This is a genomic window from Leptospira tipperaryensis (assembly GCF_001729245.1).
Classification (GTDB): Bacteria; Spirochaetota; Leptospiria; order Leptospirales; family Leptospiraceae; genus Leptospira; species Leptospira tipperaryensis.
Genome location: NZ_CP015217.1, coordinates 3,267,574 through 3,290,693 on the forward strand (window position 1 = coordinate 3,267,574; position 23,120 = coordinate 3,290,693).

The 23,120-nt window shown below is 41.9% G+C and carries 22 protein-coding genes and 1 tRNA gene; 10 read left to right on the forward strand and 13 right to left on the reverse strand.

Annotated features, from left to right (window positions below):
- Nucleotides 1-83 precede the first annotated feature (83 nt).
- The 5 genes from A0128_RS15240 to A0128_RS15260 all read right to left on the reverse strand — a co-directional run bounded on the left by A0128_RS15240 (nt 84) and on the right by A0128_RS15260 (nt 5,504).
- Complete coding sequence (locus A0128_RS15240) at nt 84-1,370, reverse strand: NHL repeat-containing protein (RefSeq protein ID WP_069608293.1); 1,287 nt, start codon at nt 1,368-1,370, stop codon at nt 84-86.
- Between the two features lie 12 nt (nt 1,371-1,382).
- On the reverse strand, nt 1,383-2,474 hold the full coding sequence (locus tag A0128_RS15245; RefSeq protein ID WP_069608294.1) for a helix-turn-helix domain-containing protein: 1,092 nt from the start codon (nt 2,472-2,474) through the stop codon (nt 1,383-1,385).
- Nucleotides 2,475-2,894: 420 nt separating this feature from the next.
- Entirely contained in the window at nt 2,895-3,332 is a 438-nt protein-coding gene (locus A0128_RS15250) for a hypothetical protein (protein WP_069608295.1), read from the reverse strand.
- Nucleotides 3,333-3,390: 58 nt separating this feature from the next.
- On the reverse strand, nt 3,391-5,022 hold the full coding sequence (locus tag A0128_RS15255; protein ID WP_069608296.1) for a methyl-accepting chemotaxis protein: 1,632 nt from the start codon (nt 5,020-5,022) through the stop codon (nt 3,391-3,393).
- Between the two features lie 68 nt (nt 5,023-5,090).
- On the reverse strand, nt 5,091-5,504 hold the full coding sequence (locus A0128_RS15260) for a globin family protein (protein ID WP_069608297.1): 414 nt from the start codon (nt 5,502-5,504) through the stop codon (nt 5,091-5,093).
- 327 nt (nt 5,505-5,831) lie between these two features.
- On the opposite strand from A0128_RS15260, the gene A0128_RS15265 reads away from it, so the two are divergent.
- The 7 genes from A0128_RS15265 (at nt 5,832) to A0128_RS15295 (ending at nt 13,992) form a co-directional block, all read left to right on the forward strand.
- Nucleotides 5,832-6,236 carry an STAS domain-containing protein gene (locus A0128_RS15265; protein ID WP_069608298.1) on the forward strand — a complete coding sequence of 135 codons (405 nt, stop codon included), beginning with the start codon at nt 5,832-5,834 and terminating at the stop codon, nt 6,234-6,236.
- Between the two features lie 216 nt (nt 6,237-6,452).
- The gene (locus tag A0128_RS15270) at nt 6,453-8,135 is read left to right on the forward strand and encodes a GGDEF domain-containing phosphodiesterase (protein ID WP_069608299.1); all 1,683 of its coding nucleotides are present in this window, start codon (nt 6,453-6,455) and stop codon (nt 8,133-8,135) included.
- Nucleotides 8,136-8,137: 2 nt separating this feature from the next.
- On the forward strand, nt 8,138-8,590 hold the full coding sequence (locus A0128_RS15275) for a hemerythrin domain-containing protein (protein ID WP_069608300.1): 453 nt from the start codon (nt 8,138-8,140) through the stop codon (nt 8,588-8,590).
- Nucleotides 8,591-9,182: 592 nt separating this feature from the next.
- Nucleotides 9,183-11,714, forward strand: a complete 2,532-nt coding sequence (locus A0128_RS15280) for a hypothetical protein (protein WP_069608301.1) — start codon at nt 9,183-9,185, stop codon at nt 11,712-11,714.
- 213 nt (nt 11,715-11,927) lie between these two features.
- Nucleotides 11,928-12,551, forward strand: coding sequence for a dephospho-CoA kinase (coaE, locus tag A0128_RS15285; RefSeq protein WP_069609337.1), 624 nt, complete (start codon nt 11,928-11,930; stop codon nt 12,549-12,551).
- On the forward strand, nt 12,548-13,291 hold the full coding sequence (locus A0128_RS15290) for an SPOR domain-containing protein (RefSeq protein WP_069608302.1): 744 nt from the start codon (nt 12,548-12,550) through the stop codon (nt 13,289-13,291). Before coaE ends, A0128_RS15290 begins: the two co-directional genes overlap by 4 nt.
- A 53-nt stretch (nt 13,292-13,344) precedes the next feature.
- A complete protein-coding gene (locus A0128_RS15295) occupies nt 13,345-13,992 on the forward strand; it encodes an FFLEELY motif protein (RefSeq protein WP_069608303.1) in 648 nt (215 codons plus the stop codon).
- A 472-nt stretch (nt 13,993-14,464) separates the two neighbouring features.
- Here the strand turns inward: A0128_RS15295 and A0128_RS15300 are convergent, their stop codons facing one another.
- The 6 genes from A0128_RS15300 to A0128_RS15325 form a co-directional block, all read right to left on the reverse strand.
- Entirely contained in the window at nt 14,465-15,430 is a 966-nt protein-coding gene (locus A0128_RS15300; RefSeq protein ID WP_069608304.1) for a hypothetical protein, read from the reverse strand.
- The gene (locus tag A0128_RS15305) at nt 15,399-16,811 is read right to left on the reverse strand and encodes an MBOAT family O-acyltransferase (protein ID WP_069608305.1); all 1,413 of its coding nucleotides are present in this window, start codon (nt 16,809-16,811) and stop codon (nt 15,399-15,401) included. Before A0128_RS15305 ends, A0128_RS15300 begins: the two co-directional genes overlap by 32 nt.
- A gap of 285 nt (nt 16,812-17,096) precedes the next feature.
- Complete coding sequence (locus A0128_RS15310) at nt 17,097-17,411, reverse strand: OsmC family protein (RefSeq protein WP_069608306.1); 315 nt, start codon at nt 17,409-17,411, stop codon at nt 17,097-17,099.
- A 624-nt stretch (nt 17,412-18,035) separates the two neighbouring features.
- Nucleotides 18,036-18,117: transfer RNA gene (locus tag A0128_RS15315), tRNA-Leu, on the reverse strand.
- Between the two features lie 126 nt (nt 18,118-18,243).
- Entirely contained in the window at nt 18,244-18,639 is a 396-nt protein-coding gene (cueR, locus tag A0128_RS15320; protein ID WP_069608307.1) for a Cu(I)-responsive transcriptional regulator, read from the reverse strand.
- A gap of 24 nt (nt 18,640-18,663) precedes the next feature.
- Complete coding sequence (locus A0128_RS15325; protein ID WP_069608308.1) at nt 18,664-18,948, reverse strand: 2Fe-2S iron-sulfur cluster-binding protein; 285 nt, start codon at nt 18,946-18,948, stop codon at nt 18,664-18,666.
- Nucleotides 18,949-19,129: 181 nt separating this feature from the next.
- On the opposite strand from A0128_RS15325, the gene A0128_RS15330 reads away from it, so the two are divergent.
- Nucleotides 19,130-19,339, forward strand: coding sequence for a heavy-metal-associated domain-containing protein (locus A0128_RS15330; protein ID WP_069608309.1), 210 nt, complete (start codon nt 19,130-19,132; stop codon nt 19,337-19,339).
- A 12-nt stretch (nt 19,340-19,351) separates the two neighbouring features.
- Nucleotides 19,352-19,759 (forward strand): hypothetical protein, encoded by a 408-nt coding sequence (locus tag A0128_RS15335; protein ID WP_069608310.1) that lies wholly within the window; start codon nt 19,352-19,354, stop codon nt 19,757-19,759.
- Between the two features lie 248 nt (nt 19,760-20,007).
- On the opposite strand, the gene A0128_RS15345 is transcribed toward A0128_RS15335, so the two are convergent.
- On the reverse strand, nt 20,008-20,718 hold the full coding sequence (locus tag A0128_RS15345) for an IspD/TarI family cytidylyltransferase (RefSeq protein ID WP_069608312.1): 711 nt from the start codon (nt 20,716-20,718) through the stop codon (nt 20,008-20,010).
- A complete protein-coding gene (locus tag A0128_RS15350; RefSeq protein WP_069608313.1) occupies nt 20,696-21,964 on the reverse strand; it encodes a diaminopimelate decarboxylase in 1,269 nt (422 codons plus the stop codon). Before A0128_RS15350 ends, A0128_RS15345 begins: the two co-directional genes overlap by 23 nt.
- 75 nt (nt 21,965-22,039) lie before the next feature.
- Between A0128_RS15350 and A0128_RS15355 the strand changes: the two genes are divergently transcribed.
- Nucleotides 22,040-23,116 (forward strand): zinc dependent phospholipase C family protein, encoded by a 1,077-nt coding sequence (locus A0128_RS15355; protein ID WP_069608314.1) that lies wholly within the window; start codon nt 22,040-22,042, stop codon nt 23,114-23,116.
- Nucleotides 23,117-23,120: the final 4 nt, after the last annotated feature.

The window sequence follows — 23,120 nt, forward strand, 5'->3', positions numbered from 1 at the left end:
TCTTTTATCAAAAGTTTTGAGATTAAATTCCCAAACACGATCCATTATATTCTAATTTTTGAATATTATTTAAAACAAATACATTAGTATTTATTGAAATAGGCGGATTGAAGAATCGGATCGCAGATTCTTCCGTTTGCCCGCGGATCGATTTCTAAAAACGTTCCCGCGTTGTATGGCATTCCGTAGATTTTTCCGTTGGGCGCCAACACGCCACCGGACCAAGCCCCACCTCCCGGCGCCGTTCCAAAATAAGTCACGGTCAAAGTCTGCGGATCGATTTCAACAAACTCAGTCGCGTCAAAGGGAATTCCGTAAATCTTTCCATTCGGAGCAAGCACTCCACCGGAATAAGCTTGTGAGACTCCCGGTGCGGCTCCAAAGGGTGTGAGCGTTTTTGCCACCGGATCAATTTCCACAAACATCGAGAACGCATCGGGAATTACATAAATCTTTCCATTCGGAGCGAGCACACCACCGGACCACTTACCAAAAAATCCGAAGAAGAAGGATCCGAAATTAGTGTTCGTCTTTGCTATCGGATCCACTTCCACGAATTGGTTGGCTTGACTTGGAATAGCGTAGATATTTCCGTTCGGTCCCAACACTCCTCCCGCATAAAAAGGATTCGCGGTTAGCGCCGTTCCGAATGTCGAATGGGTCCTTGTTACCGGATCCACTTCCGTAAAAAAAAGACTCGAGGCCGGTATTGGATAAAACTTCCCGTTCGGAGCAAAGACTCCTCCCATAAAATCATTGAATCCGGTAGTAGTTCCGTAAGCGACCGCTCCAAAACTCACCGGATCAAAAGACGCGTAAGCGGTCGTGCCGGAAGGAATCAGTTCGATGGACCCAGACGGTGAAAGAACTCCGCCGTTCCACTTACTAAATCCAAGAAAGCCGATCCCAAGTGTGTTGGTGATTAACCTTGTTACCGGGTCCAATTCCACCAACTTCATACCTTGATTTGTAACGGCGATGATCCTTCCTGCGGGAGTGAGAACCGCTCCTACATAAGCGGATGCATCCGTTTCTACTCCGAATGTATTCGCAACGGGAGCTCCCAAACTTCCCTTCGAAGCTTGGAGTTGCAATTCGTTCTGAACTCGAATCCAGTTACTCGGTTGAATTACTTCGAGAGTCGTTTCCGAACAAATGGATTTTGCAGGACTCACCGGATCAGGTTCTGTCACAGTCGACTGATTCTTTGTGCATCCGGGGTCCGCCCCCGAATTACAACGAAAAATCAATAAGTTGATAAAAGAAGAAGAGGATGGATCCGGCGGCGCTTTTATAAAACAGCCGCTCAAAAAGAAAAATCCGAAGCAGAGTAAGGATACAACGTTCAGATAATTACTTTTAAAATCCATTCGTAGAATCGTTCAGTTGAGTGTAAAAGAATGTTTGTTGAATAGCTGAGCTTCCCTGAATTTTTTTGGGGACATTCCCGTTTCTCTCAAAAATGCTCTGTGAAATACGGAATTCGAATTAAATCCTACCGCGTTTCCGACCGAGATGACCGAACGACTCGGGTCATTGATTAGAATCGCCTTCGCCTCTTCCACTCGGAACTGATTGATATAGTTGTTAAAATTAATTCCTTTGTGATCGTTTAAGTAAGAAGAAAGTTGATGAACCGAAACTCCAAGTTCTTCTGCGACGCTCGGAAGTCGGATATCTTCGTCCAAATAGATTCTTTCTTCTTGAATGAGATAGTTTAACTGTTTTTCCAAGGCTTCAATGTCGATATCTCCTAGAAGAGATTTTTTTGAAGTATTCTTCTGAAGGTCCGAGACTGCCGGTTCCCCCAAAAAATCCTGAAAGTAGATGCTTACGTAATAGAAATAAATGATTTCCAACGTAGTAACCACTCCCGAAAGGAGAACGAGAACTTTTTTGTCCAAGATGATTCCGACGATTTCCAAAACGGCACAGAAGGAGACAGTTACGACCAAACCTCCCAAAACTTTCGACTTGAGGGTGGTGAAGTCAAAAACACGATTTGTAATCATCCGGTAGACGGCGACCCCAACGTAGACCATCACAAACAAATCCGTCAAATACAGAAACATCCCAAATTCGTATCGACTTTGTTGATCGTATAAACTTGCAATCGGTATGGATAAAACGACCGGTGGAACCAGGTTCCAATAATACATAGAAGGGAGTTTCGAATACTTCGAGAAAACCATGATCGAGATCAGATAGACGAGAATGCCCGCAGTGGAAAGCGCGATCAAATCGATCTGAAATAAGAACCGTTTCATCCAATTGTAAGAAACAGCGTTTATCGTCGTTTCGTCGAAATACTGAAAAATAGCCGTAAGAACGAGAAGCGCCGATAAAAAATAATCGATCTGATTCTTTGCCCTCAACAAACGGCCGAGGCCGATGATCAAAGCAAAGAACGCCCCGAATCTCGATATATCAATCAGTAACTCTTCTCGTAATAGCCATTCTATTGTGTTTACCATAGTCTCAACTTCCAAAATCGAATTTCTTCTTTTTTATAATTCCGGTCTTTTTTTCTAAAAGTACACTCGCTCATCAAAATCGCTTTCATTTCTACGAATGAATCTTTTTCATTTAAGAAACCGTTCAATTGACCAACAAAATAACACCGCTCATTTTTCACTTAAAAGATTGCCACCATCTTCTCCATGGATTGAACAACGCTTTTTTAAGAACAAACGTCTATCCAAGATCCATGGGAGTTTAATAACTTATTTCCAAAAAATTCAATCCCCCTTCTACGTCCCATCCTTCTTTTCAAATCCCTATAATTTTCTTTCATAACTTGGTTCGCATTTAAAAGCTGAGCATTCATACGAACTGCTGATTTATAGAACGAAAGTAAGTTCATTTCTTGCAAGGCTCGGTCAAATTGTCAGAGACTATCCGATTTTTTCCGAAACAACGAACGAGTTATTTAAAATTGGAAACAAATGTTCGATTTCGCATTGTAGTCTTATGTAGAGCCAATCCATCTGCTCATTCGAATCGTTCACAAAGGATGAAGGTCTTTCTAAAATCAAAGAAGGCAAGGACCACATCGTAATATATTGGCGAAACCGATTTTTCAGTTCGTTTCGATTTAATTTTGTGCAAAATTCGAATTCTTCTCCCAATAGTTTTTCTTCCGGTAATAGCTCCAACAGAATCAAACTGGATTCCGTCATTAGATGTTCGTTCAACTTTGCGTTTACGGTCGCAAGAATATCCAGAACCTCGCTGACTCGATTCGTGACAGAGTCCGTTCTTAAAATTCGAATCAATTCAATTACCAATCTCTTCAAGACTTCGTTTTGTTTTTTATATACCTGAGTTTGCATGTTAGCTTCTTTCACCTCGATCTTTCTATATCTAAACCAGATTCTTTTTAGTTAGGGCTTATCCCTTTTTTATTTTTTCTATCTTTATCGATTTTTCATTGAGTTGATCGGAATAATCCATCAAGGACTTTGAAATGGTAAGACTTCCGTTAGTTATCTGCGAGATCTTTGAGATCTGAGTTTCCATTCCGGAATTCGCACTCTTATGTTGTTTGATCGAATTGTAAATCTCGTCCGATTTTTTGTCGATCTGATCGCTGCTGTATTTGATTCTCGCCCGTTTCTGGGTTTGGAGCGCTACGAGATCTACGATCTCCTCGCTCGAAGATTTTAGATTACTTAAGTCTTTTATAATATTTTCATATAATTCCTTGGATCGATCCACGAGAGAATGTCCAAGGTTGGCTTCCTGGATACTCCTCTGGATCAGAGATTCGATCGTCTTCATACTCTTATCGGTCTCCTGCGCCAAGGCGCCGATCTCACGGGCGACTACGGAAAAGCCCCTTCCGTATGCGCCCGCTCTCGCCGATTCTATTGCGGCGTTGAGGGCGAGTAAGTTTACGCGTTCCGAGATTTGTTTGATAAGAGAGGTGATCAATTTCATCTCCTTTGAATTGTCTTCTATCTTGGAAACGCTATTTGCGAGCAAGACGATCGTATTCGATCCGCTTTCTATGTTATTTTTCATAGCGGAAACTCCCTTTAATGAAGTTTCAACCGCGGAGCCTACGTGATCGATCATCTCGTCGAGTTGTTTGATTTCTACGTTCAGAGAAGAAACCAAGATATAATAAGAATCCGAATTTCGATCTATATTATTGATCTCCCCTTTGATCGAATTCGCGAGCGAATAGATTTCTTGGATTCTTTCGTTCTCCTCGCTGATATTAGAATTAAGAACGTGAGAAGTCTCGTTGATGAGATGAGTAAGAGCCGAAACTTCGGAAAACTTACTTTTGATCGCGTTTGTTTCCGTGATCAGATTATTTCCGTATTTATGAATCGTTTCCGCCAAAGAAAGAAGAGCCGGACTATCCATGAGCTGCTCCTCCGTCTGCGCAGTGATCTGAATCTCTCCGGATTGAATTCTTCGATTGAGAATCGAAATCGTAGAACTCACCTTTTTAGAATCTTTATATAAGAATATATTGAGAAAGAATAGAAAACCCAAGGTGCCCATTCCGAAAATACAAAACATACCGATGCTAAAACCTGACTGTTCCAGATATTCGATTCTCATACTTTCGATATTTTGGCGGCTCATCTGCCTTCCTATCGATTCAGAATTCTTAGCGTCGAAGATCACTGGGTTTGTAGATTGAAAATTTAACAAACGCATCCAAGAGCCTTTTACAAAGGCGCTCCAAATAAAACCAAGCCAATTCCGAGATTCTACTTTCGCGTCCGAAACCGTTGGGTATTCGACCTCGCGGAGATTTTCGGATTCTTGAAACTTCTCTTCGCCCTCTCCCAACTCACTCGTATTATGGAACGAATCCAATTGTCTTAGCTGCTCTAAACGTTTGTGATAAGCTTCCTCAACGAGTTGATCTCTATTTTTAAACTGAAACAGAGTGGAACAAAATAAAATTGTATAAAACAACGTTGCGATACTGAGCATTCCGTTCGGTCTTTTGAGAACTCGAAAGGTCCTTCGAAAGATATTTATCTCAGATTTGTTTTTCATACTTGCACCAAACTCTGTACAAAGAAAGAGGTCGGTTTCGCAACTTGAGTTTTTGAAACCGATTTCAATTACTGCTGACTACCTTCGATCGCAGTTTTTGCGACGATCTGATAGATATCAGTCCATAAGCCTCTTAATTTTGGAGTAAACTCGGCTCCTAAACCTTGTTGCAGAGTAGCAAGGAGAGCCGCGCCGACGACATCGTAGTCTTTCGACTGAACGCCGTATTTTACGTGACGTTTTCCCATGTCCTGAATGACGGGAACTAAATTAGCAAGATCCCCCAAACCGGAAACCAGGGTTCTTAGCATCAACATGAGCTTTCTTCCTTGTTCGTTCATGTCACCCTTGAACAGCGACTTATAACTTGGTTCCAACTCAAAAAGTTTACTATAAAACAAAGCAGCAACCTCATCCTTGTTTGTATAAACTTTCTCAAAGCTTGCTCTTACTAATTCAATTTCCTCATTTCCCAATGCCATCGATCGCTCCCGATATTTTTTTCGGATTCTATCAAAGGAAAAAAGGTATCACAAGTTTATTTTGCATTTATTGAGGAGAGTCAACTTTCATCTTAATTCAATTCGTACTGTAAAACAGAGGTAGTATTGATTTATAATTAAATACCATATTCGTTTTATTTTTCACAATTGAGAATCAATTTGCTTTTGATTGTCTTCGTTTGCTAATTTAAAGCCGATCCTCACGCCGGATTTAGAAAGTTGCTCAATTAAAAATTTCTTATCATTTTTTATTGAATTAAAATATCGAGATTTGAACCTTAGTAAAGATGCGTTCGGAGAAACAGAATGGATGCCAAAACAGACTCAATCAGCTACAAGACCAATGATATGAAATTAACGATTGAACATATTTCTTCCGCAGGCACTCTTCCCGGGCCGGCCGTTATCTTTCAAATTCAGGGAGATATCAACATCTTTTCCGCCAAAAAGCTAAAGGACGCATTCAACGAATCCATCGAAAACGAAGTTTACATTCTTCTAATAGACTTATCCGGCGTAAGAGTCATGGATTCTTCGGGGATCGCGACCTTTATCGCTACCCATTCGCGACTCAACAAAATGCCGAACGCGGGAGTGATTCTTTATTCGTTAACGCCTGAAATCGAAAAGATGCTGGAGCTAACCCGATTAAAATCCTTACTTCGCACTGCATCCAACTTTTCCGAAGCAATTCGATTGTTTAGCCCCTGATCTAAATCCGTTTCCCTTCTTTCTAATTCTTTCCAAGCGTAGCCTTTCTATGTCCTCTGCATTTTTACAAATTCTATCCCAACATAGAATTTGAATCCTTGCTACACGGAGATCATGATTACTAATTTTTTATAAAACTAAATTATAAAACTTATAAGTCCGTTTTCTATTTATAAACCAAATTGTTAAACTACTCGAGTATAGGCTGGTAGCAAAGTGACTAACAATACACAAGTTTCCCCTCTCATTTTAAGAAGAGCGATTAAATTCTGCTCAGATAATTCGAAAGAAGGTATCGTACTCTATTCGAAAAATTGGGAGCTATTATATACGAATGCTACGTTCGATGAACTCCTACAGTCACCGAATTTTCAAAGTATTCAAGATTCTCTCTTATCGTATCTAAAGACGACAAAAGGAATTCAATATGAGAAGGAAATGGGTCTTTCCAGCATTCTTCTGGAATCCGGCCTAATCGATGTCGCTTATTTTAACGATATGACTTTGATGTTGAACTTCATCATCCATGATCTGGAAGAAGTCAATGCCATACGTTTTCTTACCGTGAGACAAAATCTTTCTTCGGATTCTAAAGAATCTTTTTATCAGGATCGTTTTACAGGACTTCCGAATAAGAACTATTTTCTTTCCATCTACAGCAATAATCGAATCTACAGTAATAAGCCGAATCAGCCCTACTTTCTTTTTCTGATCTCCCTTTCCAATCCGGATTCTATCCTAAATAAGGAAGATAACTTTTATTACGAATCGATCGCTCTGAAGATTGCGGAGCGTCTTAAGAAATACATTTCCAAAGGGGATCAGATCTTTCGTCTCGGTTCGGAGCGTTTTTTGATCGCGAGTTCGAACATAGAATCCGAGCTCGAAGCCGAATGGTTCGCGGAATGTATCATACTTTTGTTTTCATTCCCGTTTACTTACCGCGAAAGAGAGTTTCACCTCAATGCAAACGTCGGTTACGCGCAATTTGATCAATTGGTCAATTCCGATCTAAATTCTTTGCGAATTCTGGAAGAAGCGGTGCAACAATCCGCTCTCATCGGTCCGAATTCCTTTTATCACTATGATAGAAGTACGATCGAACAGAATGCGACGAGGGCAAAAATCGAAATCGATTTAAGAAAAGTATTAAACCGAAATGAATTGGAACTCGCTTATCAGCCGATTATGGATCTTCGTCAGGATTCGATTCTTTCTATGGAAGTTTTATTACGCTGGAATCATCCCGAAAAAGGAAAATTGATGCCGGCGAGTTTTATTTCCATCGCAGAGAGTTCTAGTTTTATCAAGACGATAGGAGAATGGCTGATCTGGGATACTTTGAAATCCTACAGCACTTCCATCTTAAAGGAAAATCAGATCTGCATTTCGCTTAACATTTCCGCAAAACAGCTCAACGACAAACAGATTTTCAACGTCCTAAAGGAAGCCACCGATTTTTACGGAATCTCACCCGATTCTATCATTTTGGAAATTATCGAAGATTCTTTTGACAGTAATCTTGTAAAAGTCAACAAGGTGATCGCCCTTCTTAAAGACTTTGGTTATCGATTTGCGATAGACGACTTCGGCAAGGGTTATTCTTCCCTTGGAAGACTACAGACGCTTCCAGTCGACTACATTAAACTGGATAAGGTATTTCTTTTTAATTACTTTAAATCTTCCAGTAAGACAATCATTTCCTCTTTGATCAATCTGATCCAAGCCATGGATAAGGCTATCATTGTGGAAGGCGTTGAAAATCCGAATCAGCACGAGCTTTTGAAGGAGCTCAACTGCAACTATGCGCAAGGTTATTACTATTCTTATCCTTTGGAAGCCTCCAAGGTAGAGGAATACATCAAGACAAAACTGACTCAAAAAATTAGCAGGAATTAAACATGGAATTGATCGGAAAACTCAAAAAACAACACCAGATCGTAAATGAATACGCCCATCAGATCGAATCCGAGATCGACAAAGCGAATCCGAACATAGGACATCTGGTCGAACTGCTTTCTATCTTTTCAGCCTCCTTGCTCTTTCACCTAAACGTGGAAGACATGGAACTCTATCTAAAGATGGAACACTACACTCATAATTCTCCGACACTCGTTTCTCTTTTTGAACAATACCAAAAGACGATGTTCGGTTTAAAAGATACGTTGCTGGATTATGCGAGTAAATACTCGGATCCTCTTACCATTGAAATGAATTTTACCAACTTCAAAGAGGAGACGACCGAGATCTTAGGCCATCTCAGGAAAAGAATCGATCGGGAAGAATCCGAATTCTATCCTTTGATCGAAGAAATTTTAAGAAAACTTTCAACCGAACAACAGGTCGCGAAATAAGACCGTAAAGAATCCTTTGATAAGAATGAAACCAAATACTAAATCACAATTCGGATCTAACGAAAAACATGGATTACCTTTAGATTCGTTTGTGAACTTCATTAACACATTTAACATAAATTCAAACACCAGCTCTTCTTATTCCATTAAACGTTCACTCAGTTTATTCATTTTATCATCCTCGGAACATAGGAGAGTGATTATCAAAACTATTTCGAGAATTTTATTTCGCGCTTCCGGCGCGAAGTTTTTTATACAATCGCTTACTTTTTATAATATCTTATGACTCGATATAAATACGTACTATCATATTTTACGGAAGGCCGATGGTATATTACGCATTTATAATTCTTCTAAATCGGATTTAATAAAATACTTGAATAATTAATCCGACAATGCGAATATCTGGTCCGTAAATTAGTTCACATTCTTTTCGGTTGGTTTTTAAATTCTTATTCGTAAAAGAATATGGAAAAGACGATGAGCTACTATTTTATTAAAATCGAATGTTGGAGGAGCGTCTGATAAATAAATACTACGGAAGACTCGATATCTATATAAAACAATCCGTAATTCAGACCAAGAAATATCTATGAGAACCTTTTTAAAATTCTTTCACACGAGCGCAATCGCCGCAATTCTCATCACATTCAATTGTCTTGGAGATAGGGATGTTTCTAATCTTTCCCTAAAGGCGATACTCAATATCCCCGGGTTCATCACCACAAACGGAGTGGATTTAACTCCGGAAACGATCGGAGGAACCGTTGTCGGTTTAACGGGAACCGGATTGATTTTGATGAATAACGGATCGGATACGGTCAATATCTCCGCGGACGGAACCTTTGTTTTTAATGAAAAGGTTGCGGGTTCCGCTTCTTACAACGTTACCGTAAAACAAAATCCGTTAACCCCTGCACAGATTTGTTCCGTCAGCAACGGCTCCGGTATCGTATTCTCTCAACCGATTACGAATATTCAAGTTATCTGTTCCGTTGTTGGATTTAACGTAAAAGGAACTGTCAGCGGTTTAAACGGAACCGGCCTGACTCTACAAAATAACGGCGCAGACTCGACTGGAATCTCCGCAAACGGCTCCTTTTCATTTGTAACCAAGGTTGTTAACGGTGGCACATACAACGTTACCGTTTCACAAAACCCAAGTTCTCTTAGCCAAACCTGCTCCGTCACAAACGGTTCCGGTTTGATCGCTGGCGCCGACATTACAAACGTAAACATTACTTGTTCCACAAATTCTTTTACTGTAGGCGGTACGATTTCGGGTCTTTCCGGTACGGGATTGACTCTAAAGAATAATGGAACGGATGACATCGCGATTACTACAAACGGGACTTACACTTTTTCCACCGGAATTTCCAGCGGAGGAACATACAACGTCACAGTTTCACAAAATCCAAGTTCGCCGACTCAAACTTGTTCCGTTACAAACGGTTCGGGTCTGATCTCTGGTTCTAATAAAACCAACGTGGACATTACATGCTCTACGAATTCTTATACTATCGGCGGATCCGCTTCCAACGTCATTGGAAGCGGACTGGTTCTCAAAAACAACGGAGCAGATCCGATATCGATTACGGCCGACGGAAGTTTTTCATTCGGAACCTCCGTCGCAAGCGGGTCGGCATACAGTGTTACGATTCAGCAGAATCCGACTTCTCCAACTCAGTTGTGCACGTTAAGCAATAGCTCGGGAACGATCGGCTCTTCTGCGATCAGCAATGTCGGAGTTGCTTGTAGCGCTCCTCTCTACAACGTAGGAGGAACGATTTCCGGATTGAGCGGAAATATCACTTTGAAAAACAACGGCGCCGACTCTACCGTGATTTCGGCTAACGGAGCTTTTACGATGACGACTCCGATTGCGGATACGACTGGTTACGCAGTTTCGATTTCGAGTCAACCGACAGGACAAACCTGTTATATCGCACAGGCTTCCGGAACGATCTCCGCTGCGGATGTGAACACGATTCTTATCAATTGTGTTAACGGAGTTACGTTAGGCACTTTGGTGAACGGAAATATCTTGGTAAGCAATATTCCTTTAGGACCTTACGTTGAAAATCCCGCCACTGGAAGCGTTGATTGGTTTATGGGAGATCCTGGTGGGGACCCCGATACGATGTTGGACGGATACGGCTTTGCCTCCGGCCCAACTCCTGTGGGAAGACTCTCCAATATGTATCATATCACGACGGACGGAATCAATATCTACGCCGCGGATTTCAATTTGGCAACTCCGACTTTAGGAACCGTTCGAAAAATCAATATCGCAACCCGAATTCTTTCGACGCTACCGATCACGATCGACAGACCGAAAGGAATCACGACGGATGGAATCTATCTGTATATTACGAGTCAGAGTCACTTCATCGTAAAATACAATCTGATCACCAACACGTATTCTACGATCGCTGGTCTTGCGGGAACTTCCGGACCTACGGATGATGTCGGAACTGCGGCGAGATTCAGCGCTCCCAAAGGAATTGCAACGGACGGAACCTATCTCTACGTAGCGGATACGGCGAACAATAAGATTCGGAAGATTAAGATTTCCGACAATACCGTGACGACGATCGCTGGAAGTGGGACGGCGGGATCCTTGGACGGACTTGGAACTGCGGCGAAATTCAATCAACCGACCCATTTGATTTACGACTCCAATTCTCTTTACGTTGCGGATACAAACTCCAACAATATTAAGAAAATTGATCTTTCCGTAAGTCCGGTTACGGTAACTACGATCGCAGGAGATCCTGCGGGAACAGCAGGAAACGTCTTAAATGCGACCGGAACTTCTGCGTTGCTCACAAAACCGTTTTCGATTGCCTTGGATAATAATAACCTCTACGTTTCGGACGGAACTACTTTGATCAAAAAGATTTCAAGGACTGCCCCTTACGCCGTCTCGAATCTTTTAGGCTGTTCTCCGATTCCTCCAACGACTGGAACCACCGTTTCCGGCGGACCCGATGGAGGAACGATCGGAACCTGCCAAGCCGGGGAAGGAAGTTTTTACAATCCAAGAGGAATGGTTACGAACGGAAGAAGTCTCTACGTAGTTGAAATGCATCCTTACATGCGTTTGATTCGAAAGATTGATTGATCCGGATGTCTTCGAGAAAAACCCGGGGCTCTTGCAAAGGAGTTCCGGGTTTTGTTCCTACTTCCCAAAAGTAAAAAGACTCAAAACCCTCTTCCCGACAAAGAATACCATTCTAAAAAATCGCTCGTAACCAAGCTCAAAGTCCGCCCCGACGAGGACACGGAAATTTCTTTTTTGCTTGTACTTTTTGAGCCAAGAACCCAACATCAACGCATGCAGAGTTCGAGTTCTGGAAAAAAGGCCTTCTTGGTCGGAATCACCGGAATGATCGGAGGCGGAAAGAGTACCGCGACAAAAATTTTGGCGGAGTTGGGTGCCTTTACAATCCAAGCCGATCAACTCGCCAAACGTTATACGGCGCCGGACTCTCCCATACTCGAAGAACTGGTCGAACTCTTAGGGTCGGAGATCCTGGATGGCGAAGGAAAACCTGATCGGAAAAAAATCGCCGAACTCGTCTTCCATGATCCTAAAAAACTGGAAGGACTCAATCGATTGATTCATCCGAGGGTTCGTAAAGACTTCTTGAAGATTCTGGAAACGGACGCCTTGGGCAAACTCGTGATCTGGGAAGTCCCTCTTCTTTTTGAAACGGATGCATATACACTCTGCGACGCGACGGTCGCCGTAGATTCGGATCCTGAAGAATCGATTTCGAGAACCGTATCGAGAGACGGGGTAACAAAAGAGGACGTTTTGGCAAGAATTGCGAACCAACTCCCCCTTTTGGAAAAGCTAAAAAGAGCCGATTATACAATTAGAAACAGAGGGAATTTAGAAACACTCAGAGAAGAATGTAAGAATCTCTATGCGACTCTGTTAGGAAGAATGTTATGAAAGAAAAAATATTTTATGTGATCAATCTGGACAATAAGAGAATTCTAATTCTCTCTTTATTTTTACTCGGACTTTTATTTTCGTTTTTTTTCTTAGGAGTTTCAGTCGGAAAAAAACGCGGAGGAAATTCGGGAGAAGAATCCTTAACGTTAAACGACATCAAAAACCAAGAAATACAGAGTGGAATTCCATTCTCAGAGCCGGGTCAAATTCCTACGGAAGGAAACAACGCGGTTGCATCTGCGGAGATTCCACCGGCGACAACAAATTCTCCTTCAAATTCTAAAAAACAAGATTCCGTAACGTTTAAAAACATTCCTCCCGCAACCGAGGTGGTTGAGTTTAAAAAATCGGGAACTACCCCGTCCGCATCCGTAGACAAAGAAAACAAATCCGCACCGGAAACGTTGTCTGTAAAAGAGCCGGAAAGTTCCAAAGAATCTAAAAAAATCAGAAAGAACGTAGAAAAAAAATCAAAAAGAATTTCTAAATCATCTTCAGAAGAAGAATCAAACGGTTTTACTCTTCAAGTCGCGGCGTTTAAAGACAAAGAAAAAGCTGACGAATTAAAAAAATCAATTTCAGGAAAGGATAAAAACGGAAAAGCAACCGTCAAAAGATCAAGAAACGGATATTATACGGTACGTTTTGGCTCCGCATCGTCTAAAAAAGAAGCAGAAGGCCTTTCGAAAATGCTGCCTGCAAAATTGAGATCGGGGGCCATCATAGTCAAGGATTGATTTTTATATTGACCTTCTCCATATAGCCTACGAAATCAGTTTCTAAGTTTCGAATGGATCCAAAGGTGTTAGAGCTAACGCGTAAAGCAGTTGTAAGCGCGACAATAGAAAGGCTTCGCACAACGTATTCTGATCTTCTTATCATAAAAGGATACGATGGGATTCCGAATTTTTTTGAGTACAATTTGTATTCTCCTACCAATAAGGAAGAAAGAGACAACGCCTTAGAAAGCCTTTACGAAAAGTTGAAAACGGTCGCGGGTAAATCCATGACCGACAACATTCATCAGATTATTCTCCTAAATCGCCTAACGGACTCTCTCGACTACGACACCGCTAAAGTGGTGATCGACAATAATTTAATGGAAGACGGTGTAATTTCCAGAGACAATCTTTACGCCGCAATGGGCGAAGCAGATCGTTTTGAAGAAAGAAAACAACAGATTCAGATGGTCGGCAATACCCTTCGTTTTTTCTTTTCTCTTTCCAAACTTCCTATGATCAAACTCGTGATGGCTCCGATCAAGGTTGCCGCGTCTATGGTCGGAGCGACTTCCTTAGTGGAAACTATGGAAGCGGGTTATGATTTATCCAGTAAGATCAAGGATCTCAATCCATTTATCGAAGCATTCGTGGATAGGGAAACCAAACTCATCGGAAAGCTGGAGATCGGAAGTCCGGTCAGCGAACTTCGCGCGTAATTGAAATAAATTTTTTCCAAAAAGTTCTCTCGGATCTTAAACCCGAATCCTTTCTCAAACTCGACAAATCTACTTTCTAAAATTTCTTTCAACAAAAGTTCGGCCGTGATCGTAACCCAAACGGACTTTAAGTCCGTTTTCAAGCTTTTTTCAGAAGAATCCTTCAAGTCGGAACAACTACAGCGCCTCTTCGGTTGTATAACCTTACCCGCAGGTTAGATATGAGGAAGCTGAAACTCAAATCGTCCCGTTATGTTAGAGTTCCTACATGGGATTTTTTTCTTGCAAAATTAGAATTTTGTGATATAGGAAAGTCTCCCGGATTCTTTCCGCCACCCACCCCGCCACCCAAGATCAGGGCGGGGCGCGCGACTTTTACAAAAAAATCGTCGTAGTTCCGACAAGTTCAAATACCTTGAGGGAACGTTATGCTTCCCTTGTGACGGAAAAAATCGAATGATAAAAATCTAATTTAGAAGAGAGATCTTTTTTTGAGTTCTTTTTGAAAAGCGTCCGTGTAGGAAGCTTTTCCTAAAAGATTGAGATGAGAAGCGTCAAAAAAGAATTCCGACTTTGTCTCAAAGGAACTCGGATTCAGACGAAGATAAATGGAATTGGAATCTTCAGCGATCCTCGAAAGTTCTTTTCGGACTGCGTCGTACTTTTGATCTTCTTCCTCCGAGAAAAGGTAATTCGGAGTTTCCAGAAGAATCACCTTTACTCCATTCTCCCGAGAGAATTTTAGAATTTCATAAAGTTCTTTTACAAGATCGGCTTCGATTTTAGGTGAAAGATTTTCGTATTGTTTTTTCCAAACCTGAATTCTTTCGTCGTTTTCCTTTTCGTTTGCACTCAACTTCCAAACAAAAATCGAAGAAAGATATTTATCATAGAGTTTTGAAAAAATAAAATGAGAAAAAGAATTCAGAGAATACGCCTGAGAAATCCGAAACATCCAGTATTCAAATTTAGATTCTTCGGGAACCTTTTGATCCAAGAAGTTTACGAATAAACCTTTGTGATAATATCCCTTCACGGATTTATAAGCGGAATCCGGATAACGTTCCTTGTGAAAGACAAACTTATCGGTTTCCAAAACGAGAAGAGAAGGTTTTTGCTTTTGATTCTTCTTTAAATATTCACGAACGATTTCTTTTCGAAGCGTCAAATTGGCTCCGGGAATATTCAAAAGTGTAACGTGCTTTCCGGATTCTTGAGTCAAAACCGCAGGATCCAAATCCCAGAGAATATGACTCGAACCGACGATCAAAACGTTCGAAGGTTTGAAATTCTTATACATCGAAAACATCTTATCGTATTGAGGGAAAAATAAAGAATACGATATTCTATCAAATACAAAGACGGAGACAAAGAGTGTAAGAAACAAGCCCGCATAACGCAGAATTTTAGAACTGGAAGTAGATGAAGCTGGATCCATAGAACACTCCTCCCGTAAAGATCAACGCGACGAACAAACCCGCAACCGCCCAGTCCCCGTATTTTTTCCAACCCTCTTTGTTTTTTTCCCAGAAAGGAAAGATCCCTTCTAAAATTAAAAAGAGAAAGATCGCAAAAACTCCGGCCTTTTTTTGAAACTCCACGATGAGGTCCAAAGATTCTCCGGAGGAAAAATCCAAAATTCTCGCGAGAATCTGATGCGCGACCCCGACCGAGCTCGCACGAAAATAGACCCAGCTAAAAAGAATACAGTGAAACGTAAAGATGACTCCGAAAATTCGGAACCAATTGTGTTTCGCTTTTTCATTCGTAAAAACTTTTCGGAAGAGAACTTCCAAGGCGAGATAGATTCCGTTCAAAAGCCCCCAGATTACGAAGGTCCAATTGGCTCCGTGCCAGATTCCCGAGAGCGCGAAAACGATTAAGAGATTGCTAATATGCCGGGAAGTAGATACTCGATTCCCGCCTAACGGAATATAAACGTAATCCCGAAACCAAGAAGAAAGAGAAATATGCCAGCGTCCCCAAAACTCGGAGACGCTTGAAGAAAAATAAGGACGATCAAAATTCTTCATCAAATCGATCCCCAGAATCTTTGCGGTTCCGATTGCGATATTGGAATATCCGGCGAAGTCGCAATAAATCTGAAATGCGAAGAAGTAAGTGGCGACCAAAAGATCGGCTCCGGATTTTTCCGAAGGTTGATTGTACATCGCGTCTACGAAAACCGAAAGGCGATCCGCGATAAAGAGCTTCATAAAGAAACCGTAAACTATGTATTTTAATCCGTTTTCTACGTTTTGAAAGATCAGTTTGTGTTCCTGATGAAACTGAGTCATCAGATGATGCGCCCTTTCGATCGGACCGGCGACCAACTGAGGGAAGAACATTACATAAACCCAATAGTATCCGAGATGTCTTTCGGCTTTGATTTTTCCTTGATAGACTTCCACGATATAACCCATGGACTGAAACGTATGAAAAGACAAACCGATCGGAAGGATGATCTCAAGAGGAGATACGGGCATCTCCGAGGAAAAAAGAAATTTATAAAGAACTCCCGTATTGTTTAGCAAAAAGTTGAAGTATTTGAAAAAGATAAGAATCCCTATGTTTGACGAAAGACTCAAAATCAAAAAAGTTCTTCTTTTGGGTCCGGATGCGTTTTCAATCCAGATCGCGAGATAATAATCCAAGACAATCGTAAACGCGAGGATAAGAATGTAGGCCGGTATGAAGGCCATGTAAAAATAACAACTCGCGAGCAGGAGGAGAATCCAACGAAAACGGAATGGAAGGAGAAAATAAGAAACCGCTACGATGGGATAGAATACGAGAAAGTGAATTGAATTAAAGAGCATCTTGTCTTGAGAAATCGTTTTGAGACGAGGGATAAAATTCTTTCCAAAGTTGGAGAAGACTTCAAGTCCTCTTTCGTCTTTTCAATAAAGTAGAATCAGAATTTAGAGAGAAGCCGTAAAAGTAAAGCGGATTCGAGGGAGTTCCTACTTTTCAAAATAAAATCAAACTCAAAGAAACGGAAAGGAATTCTAAAATGGAAAAGTCCCAAAGGGTTTGTTTTGAAAATTCGAGAAGGAATGATTCTTTCAAACAAAACCATTTGAGACTTATTTTTGCGACTTTGTTCAGAGGGCGCTCGCTCCTTCCAGAGAAAGAACGGCAACTCCTCGGAGCGTATCTTTCACGGGGCAAATCTTTTGAATGTGTTCGAGAAAACGATCTTGATTCTCACGAGGAGAATCGCTTTCCACTTCGATCGAATAACGAATCTCTTGAAAGCCCGTCCAAAAACATACTCCACCGGATTGGCTGCTTCGTCTTTTCCCCAATGACTTTCGGGCTCGTCCACGGTCCAACGAAAGCCTCGGTCGGGATTCTAAAAGAATCTTCACTCCTTCCCCAGACCACTTCGCATCACTGTAAAACAGTTCTTTTGCCATTTTCAATTTCTCCTTCTCCTTGGGTTAGTAAACAATTTGGGGAGAATCAAGAGCTATGTTTTATATAGCAGAATATTGTCTTATATATTGGATGCGATCTTTCTCAAGAAGCGGAATCTGTTCGAAAAAGAAGGAGTTCCTACTTTTTAAGAATTCAAAGAAGAATCTTGTTCTTCCCTAGGAAGGGCTCTCATTGTGAGAGTTCCCGCAAAGGTTTGCTTGCAAGAGGGACTCGCCCTCTACGTAGTTTGCCATCCGAGGCAAACTCCACTCCGAGGCGTCTCATTCAGGCCTCAGCACATCCTGTGCTTCGGACGCATTTGTTACGCTCCCTAGGGTCGCTTCAAATGCTATCCTGAACTCGCGTTCGAGTCCGGGATTTCATGGATTCAGTTGTTTTAGATTTAAAAAAGAAGTGCTTGCGAGTAGAGGGACTCGCCCTCTACGTAGTTTGCCATCCAGGCAAACTCCACTCCGAGGCGTCTCATTCAGGCCTCAAGCACATCCTGTGCTTCGGACGCATTTGTTACGCTCCCTATGGGTCGCTTCAAATGCTATCCTGAACTCGCGTTCGAGTCCGGGATTTTATTGATTCGGTTGTTTTGGATTTAAAAAAGAAGTGCTTGCGAGTAGAGGGACTCGAACCCCCACACATTACTGCACCAGAACCTAAATCTGGCGTGTCTACCAATTCCACCATACTCGCGGTGAGATTTCCAATTTTTGTGAGTTTCGATCGGAGTCAAGCTGAAAGAAACAATTCTTCCGAACTCATTCTTTGGAATGGAGATCGGAACCGGAGTGGAAAAGAAATTTTAGAACTTCCAAGGGCTCAGATCTTCTCATTCGAAAGCGATTTTAGAATCGGGCAATGAGGCCTATGATCTCCGTGACAATGCGCCGCTAAATCCTTCAGAGTATCCGCCATTTCCTGCATCTCGGTAATCTTTGTTTCCAGAGTTTTTAAATGAGAAAGAGCCAAAACCTTAACATCCGAACTTGCTCTACTCTGATTTCTCCAAAGACCGACTAACTTCTTGATCTCTTTAAGAGCAAAACCCATACTTCGAGCCCTCTTTACAAACTGGAGGATGTGAACGTCATCGGAAGAATACATTCTATAACCGGATTCTCCTCTTCTTGCTTTCGGAATCAGACCGATTGTTTCATAGTGTCGAATTTGTTTGGCCGTAACTCCGGATTGTATGGAAACTTCCCCGATATTCATAGCTGACTTCTTATGATTTATTTCTTAGACCTTTTCTTTTATCCAAGGAAGAATAAGATCGCTCAAAGGAATGGATCGGCAAGCCAAAATAAAACCTTCCTCTTTCTCTTCTTCGGTTAGAGAAAATTTTCCGTGGGAAAGATGTTCCACATTACCGCTAAGCAAAAGAATTTTGCAAACCCCACATCGACCGAATCTGCAAGAATAAGAAAGGTCGATCCCCGCGTTTAAAGAAGAATCCAGAACGGTCTCTTTTTCTTTCGTTTCAATGCTGCGATTTAAGTCTGGGAAATGAATTTTAAAACTCATCGTATCTCCTCGCCTTGTTTGGAAAGAAATTCTAAAGTCTCCCATCGTAGGAAGGTCAAGGGACAACTCAAAAAAAAAGTGCCAATCGATAAAAAAAATGAATCCGCCTCTTGACCTTCCCACGATGGGAAGGTTTAGCCTGGTCTTTAGAGATTCAAAAAAGAATCTAAGGAGAACTCAAATGTTAGAATTTCAAGTGGAAGGAATGACCTGCGGTAGTTGCGCTTCCGTCATCTTAAAAGCGATTCATACGGTAGATCCTTATGGATCCGTGGCAGTACAGATTTCCACGCAAACGGTTCAAGTTGTGAGCAAACGTTCCGAACAGGAATTGATCCGCCTCATCGAAGAAAGCGGTTATCCCGTTCTCGCAACAAAAAAGATCGCATAAGGAAAAACAACCATGACCACAAATCGTAAAACAAGTTATCTCAAATTCATAGTAACGATTCTTATTTTGACTCTTACTTTCGGAAGTCTACTAGCCCACGGGGACGGTCGTCCGGGCCCGAACGGCGGTGCAATTCGGATGCCCGGATCTTTTCATACGGAGCTCGTCGTTTTAAAAGAAGGTTTTAAGATCTATCTCTTGGATGTAAGTTTTAAGAATCCGATCACAAAAGACAGTTCCCTTCAGGCAAAACTCGTAGAAAGAAACAAAGAACAAAAATTGGAATGTCAGGCTCATCCCGATCATTTCTTTTGTCCTTCTTCCAAAATTCCGACTTCGGGAAAGTTGATATTGCAAGCGTCTCGCGCAAAGCTGCAAGGCGCGGAAGCTGTCTATGAGCTTCCAATTCCAAAAAAATAAATCGTATGCGCTGGTTTCGTAGAGTCGTTTCCGTCTTTGAGAATTTATCAAAGACGGAAAATTCCACTCAAAAGAATTTTTTAGAAAAAGAAAATCGCGCAGAAGAAACACAAAACCTTCGCAGGCAAACAACCGACGTTTCGAACAAATCCAAACCTTTAACGACGAACGAACTTCTAAAACAATTGGATTCGAACGAAACAGCCTCTATAAAAAAGATTCTTCGAACGCAGAAAAAAGTTTTCAAACTAAGTAAGAAGTTTTTGAAATAAGGAAGAATAGAGTTCGGCGAGTTCCAAATCCTCTTTGCGGGTGATCTTGAGATTGAAAGGATGTGATTCTACGATGGAAGATTTTCGGCCGCGGCCTAAGGCCCAAGAACAAAGATCGGTGGGAACAAAGTCCAAGGAAGAAGTCAAAAGTTCCTTTAAGACCGATCCTCGAATTCCTTGCGGAGTTTTCATAAACCAGATATGTTCTCGATCCAGAAGAGACGCGGTAAGTCCATTCGATTCTTCTAATACGGTTTCGGAAGTTTTCGAGGCGAGAGTTGCAATTCCATTCTCGCGAATGCTCTCGCAGAGCCGGTCCAATTCTTCAGCCAAAACAAAAGGTCTCGCGGCGTCGTGTACCAAAATGATGTCGTCGCTCTGAATCTCCAAGACGGAAAGACCTTGCAGCATGGAAGAATGTCTTGTCTCTCCGCCTTCCACGATGAGATCCTCGTTTCTTAAAAAAGGACCGCAGATCTCTTCCGTTTTTGGAATCGATTCCTTATGCGAAACTAAGACGATCTTTTTTTGTTTTCCCCAATCCTGAAATCGTTTGAGAGAATGAAGTAAAACGGGTTCGTTCTGAAACTCCAAAAATTGTTTTGGAATCTCGGAACCCATTCTCGTGCCGGTTCCTCCGGCTAAGATCAATACGTAGATTTTTTCAGAGAGAAACAGAGACTTCATTTTGAAAGATCTGTTCTAAGTTCTGGCGTTTTCGGATGAGTTGAAACGATCCGTCAAGTCCCAACAAAACTTCAGCCGTCTCCGGAAACGAATTATAATTCTTAGTAGACATGGAGGAACAATAGGCCCCTGCCCCTTCCATTACAATATAATCCCCTAATATAGCCTCGCCTGTGGTTCTTGTGATCGGGCCGCCGCCTTCCGCTTGCGTAAAAAGATCCCCGCTCTCGCAACAGTGTCCCACAAACACGTAGGCTTCCGTTCTTCCGGAATGAGTTCCTTCTTTGGAAACGACGACTAACGGATGTCTTGCGGCATACAAAGAAGGTCTTGTGTTCACGTCCATCCCCGCGTCCACTTTGACGAACTTGTATCCGTTCTCTCCCGTGGAAACTACGTCGTCAACCGTCGTTACGATCGCTCCGTTGTTCACCATCATAAAGGAACCGGGCTCGATCTCCATATGAAGTTTCGTCCCATTCTTCTTTTCAAATTCTTGAAAAAGTTCGATGACCGGTTTTCCGATCGTCTGGAAGTCGGTGGTCTTTTCGTCTTCCATTCTTCCAACTTTAAAACCTCCGCCGAGGTTGAGAATTCTACATTCCGGAAATTGTGCGGCGAGATCCAAAGAAACCTGCGCTACGATTTTCCAAACCGCGGGATCGCTTCCGGATCCGATATGAGTGTGCACTTTGAAAATTTTGAGATCATATTTTTTGGCAATTTCTTTCACTTTGTTCAAGTCTTCGTGCCAGACTCCGAAGGAGGAAGTTTTTCCACCCACGTCCGTCTTCTTTGTTTGTCCGGAACCGAGTCCCGGATTAAATCGAACGCTGACTTCTTTTCCTGGAAATAACTTTCCAAAAGCTTCGAGTTGTCTTAACGAACAAGCGTTGAAGACAACTCCCTTCTCGACCAATTCTTTGAGGCCCTTTGCGAGTTCCTGCGAAGTCAACATGATCTCTTGCGGTTTGAATCCGTAAAGAAGTGCTCTTTGCACTTCGAATTCCGAACTCGCGTCGATCTGAATTCCTTTTCGTTTCATGATCTCGAGAATGGTTCGATTCGGATTCGCCTTCATCGCATATCGTACGGTCAGTCCGAATGCGTTTGGAAACGCAAGAGCCGTGTCGCAACTTTTTTCGATTCTCTCTCGGGAATAGACAAAAACGGGGGTTCCAAATTGTTGTGCGACAGTACGCACTTGGGATTCAGTCAAAAATTTTAATTTTTCTATTGATTGCATAGTGAAACGGGCATTTCTAAATGGTTTTAGAACAGGCTCCGTTGGAGTCCTGTTTTTTTAAAGGCATTTTCATCCATGGCTGGCAAAATCACTCATCTCGAAGTTCTCTCTCAGGTTTGCAAACATCTTGACCACGGCACTCCGGATCAAAGAAAAATCGCGACGCTCATGCGGGCCGAATCCAATCGTAAGTTTGCAAACATCGGCGCCATCGCCCCTGATATATTTTATTTTTATCATATTCTTTCTCCAGCTAAAACAAAGAAGGCGACGGTCTGGGGGGACATGAGTCATCATAGCTCCGTCGCGGAATTGGTTCTTAGTTTTTTGGATCTGATTCTTCAAACCGAAGAAGGAATTCACAGAGATCGTTACATCGCATTTACTTTGGGTTATATCTGTCACTGCGCCGTCGATATCGTCACACATCCCTATATCTTTTATATCTCCGGAGATTTTTATAACAAGGATAAGAAGATCAGCAGCCTCGCTCAGTATCATCACATGAGAGTGGAGAACGCTCTGGATTCCTGGCTCCTCGACTATAGATGGGGAATGACTCCGAAAGAATACGATTTTGTCCACCACGTCGACGCGATCTTTAAGTCCGACAAAAAAAACTGGAAAATGGATCCGATGCTCTGGCATTTTTGGCTTCGGGGCTTTAAGGCGACCTTCCCGGAAGCATTCAAAAAATATTATATTGGATCCGAAGATAAAATTATTCCGGGGGATTTGTTAAACGAATCCTTTCTGGGTTATCTGGAATTTCACAGAGTTCTGGATTCCAGAAGCAAGTGGATGCGAGGCGCTCTCAAACTCCTCGACAAAATCACGTTTCACAAAGTAAGATCTTCCGTTCTTATGCTTCCTCTCAAAGAACATATCGATAAAAGAATCATGAACGAAGAGCACAAGAAGTGGAACTATCCCGCGGATCCTACGATCGTAAGAGAGGATTCTTTCGTCGAACTCATCAATCGTTCCGCGCAGAATGGAAAAGACGCCTTGACTCACGCTTGGCATTATCTCGAAAATAAAATGTCCCGCGCGGCTTTTCTCAAAGAATACCAGGGATACAATTTGGATACGGGACTCCGATTTCAAGGAATCGACAGCATGAAAGAATTTTCACCGATAGAAGAAGTTTAATCGA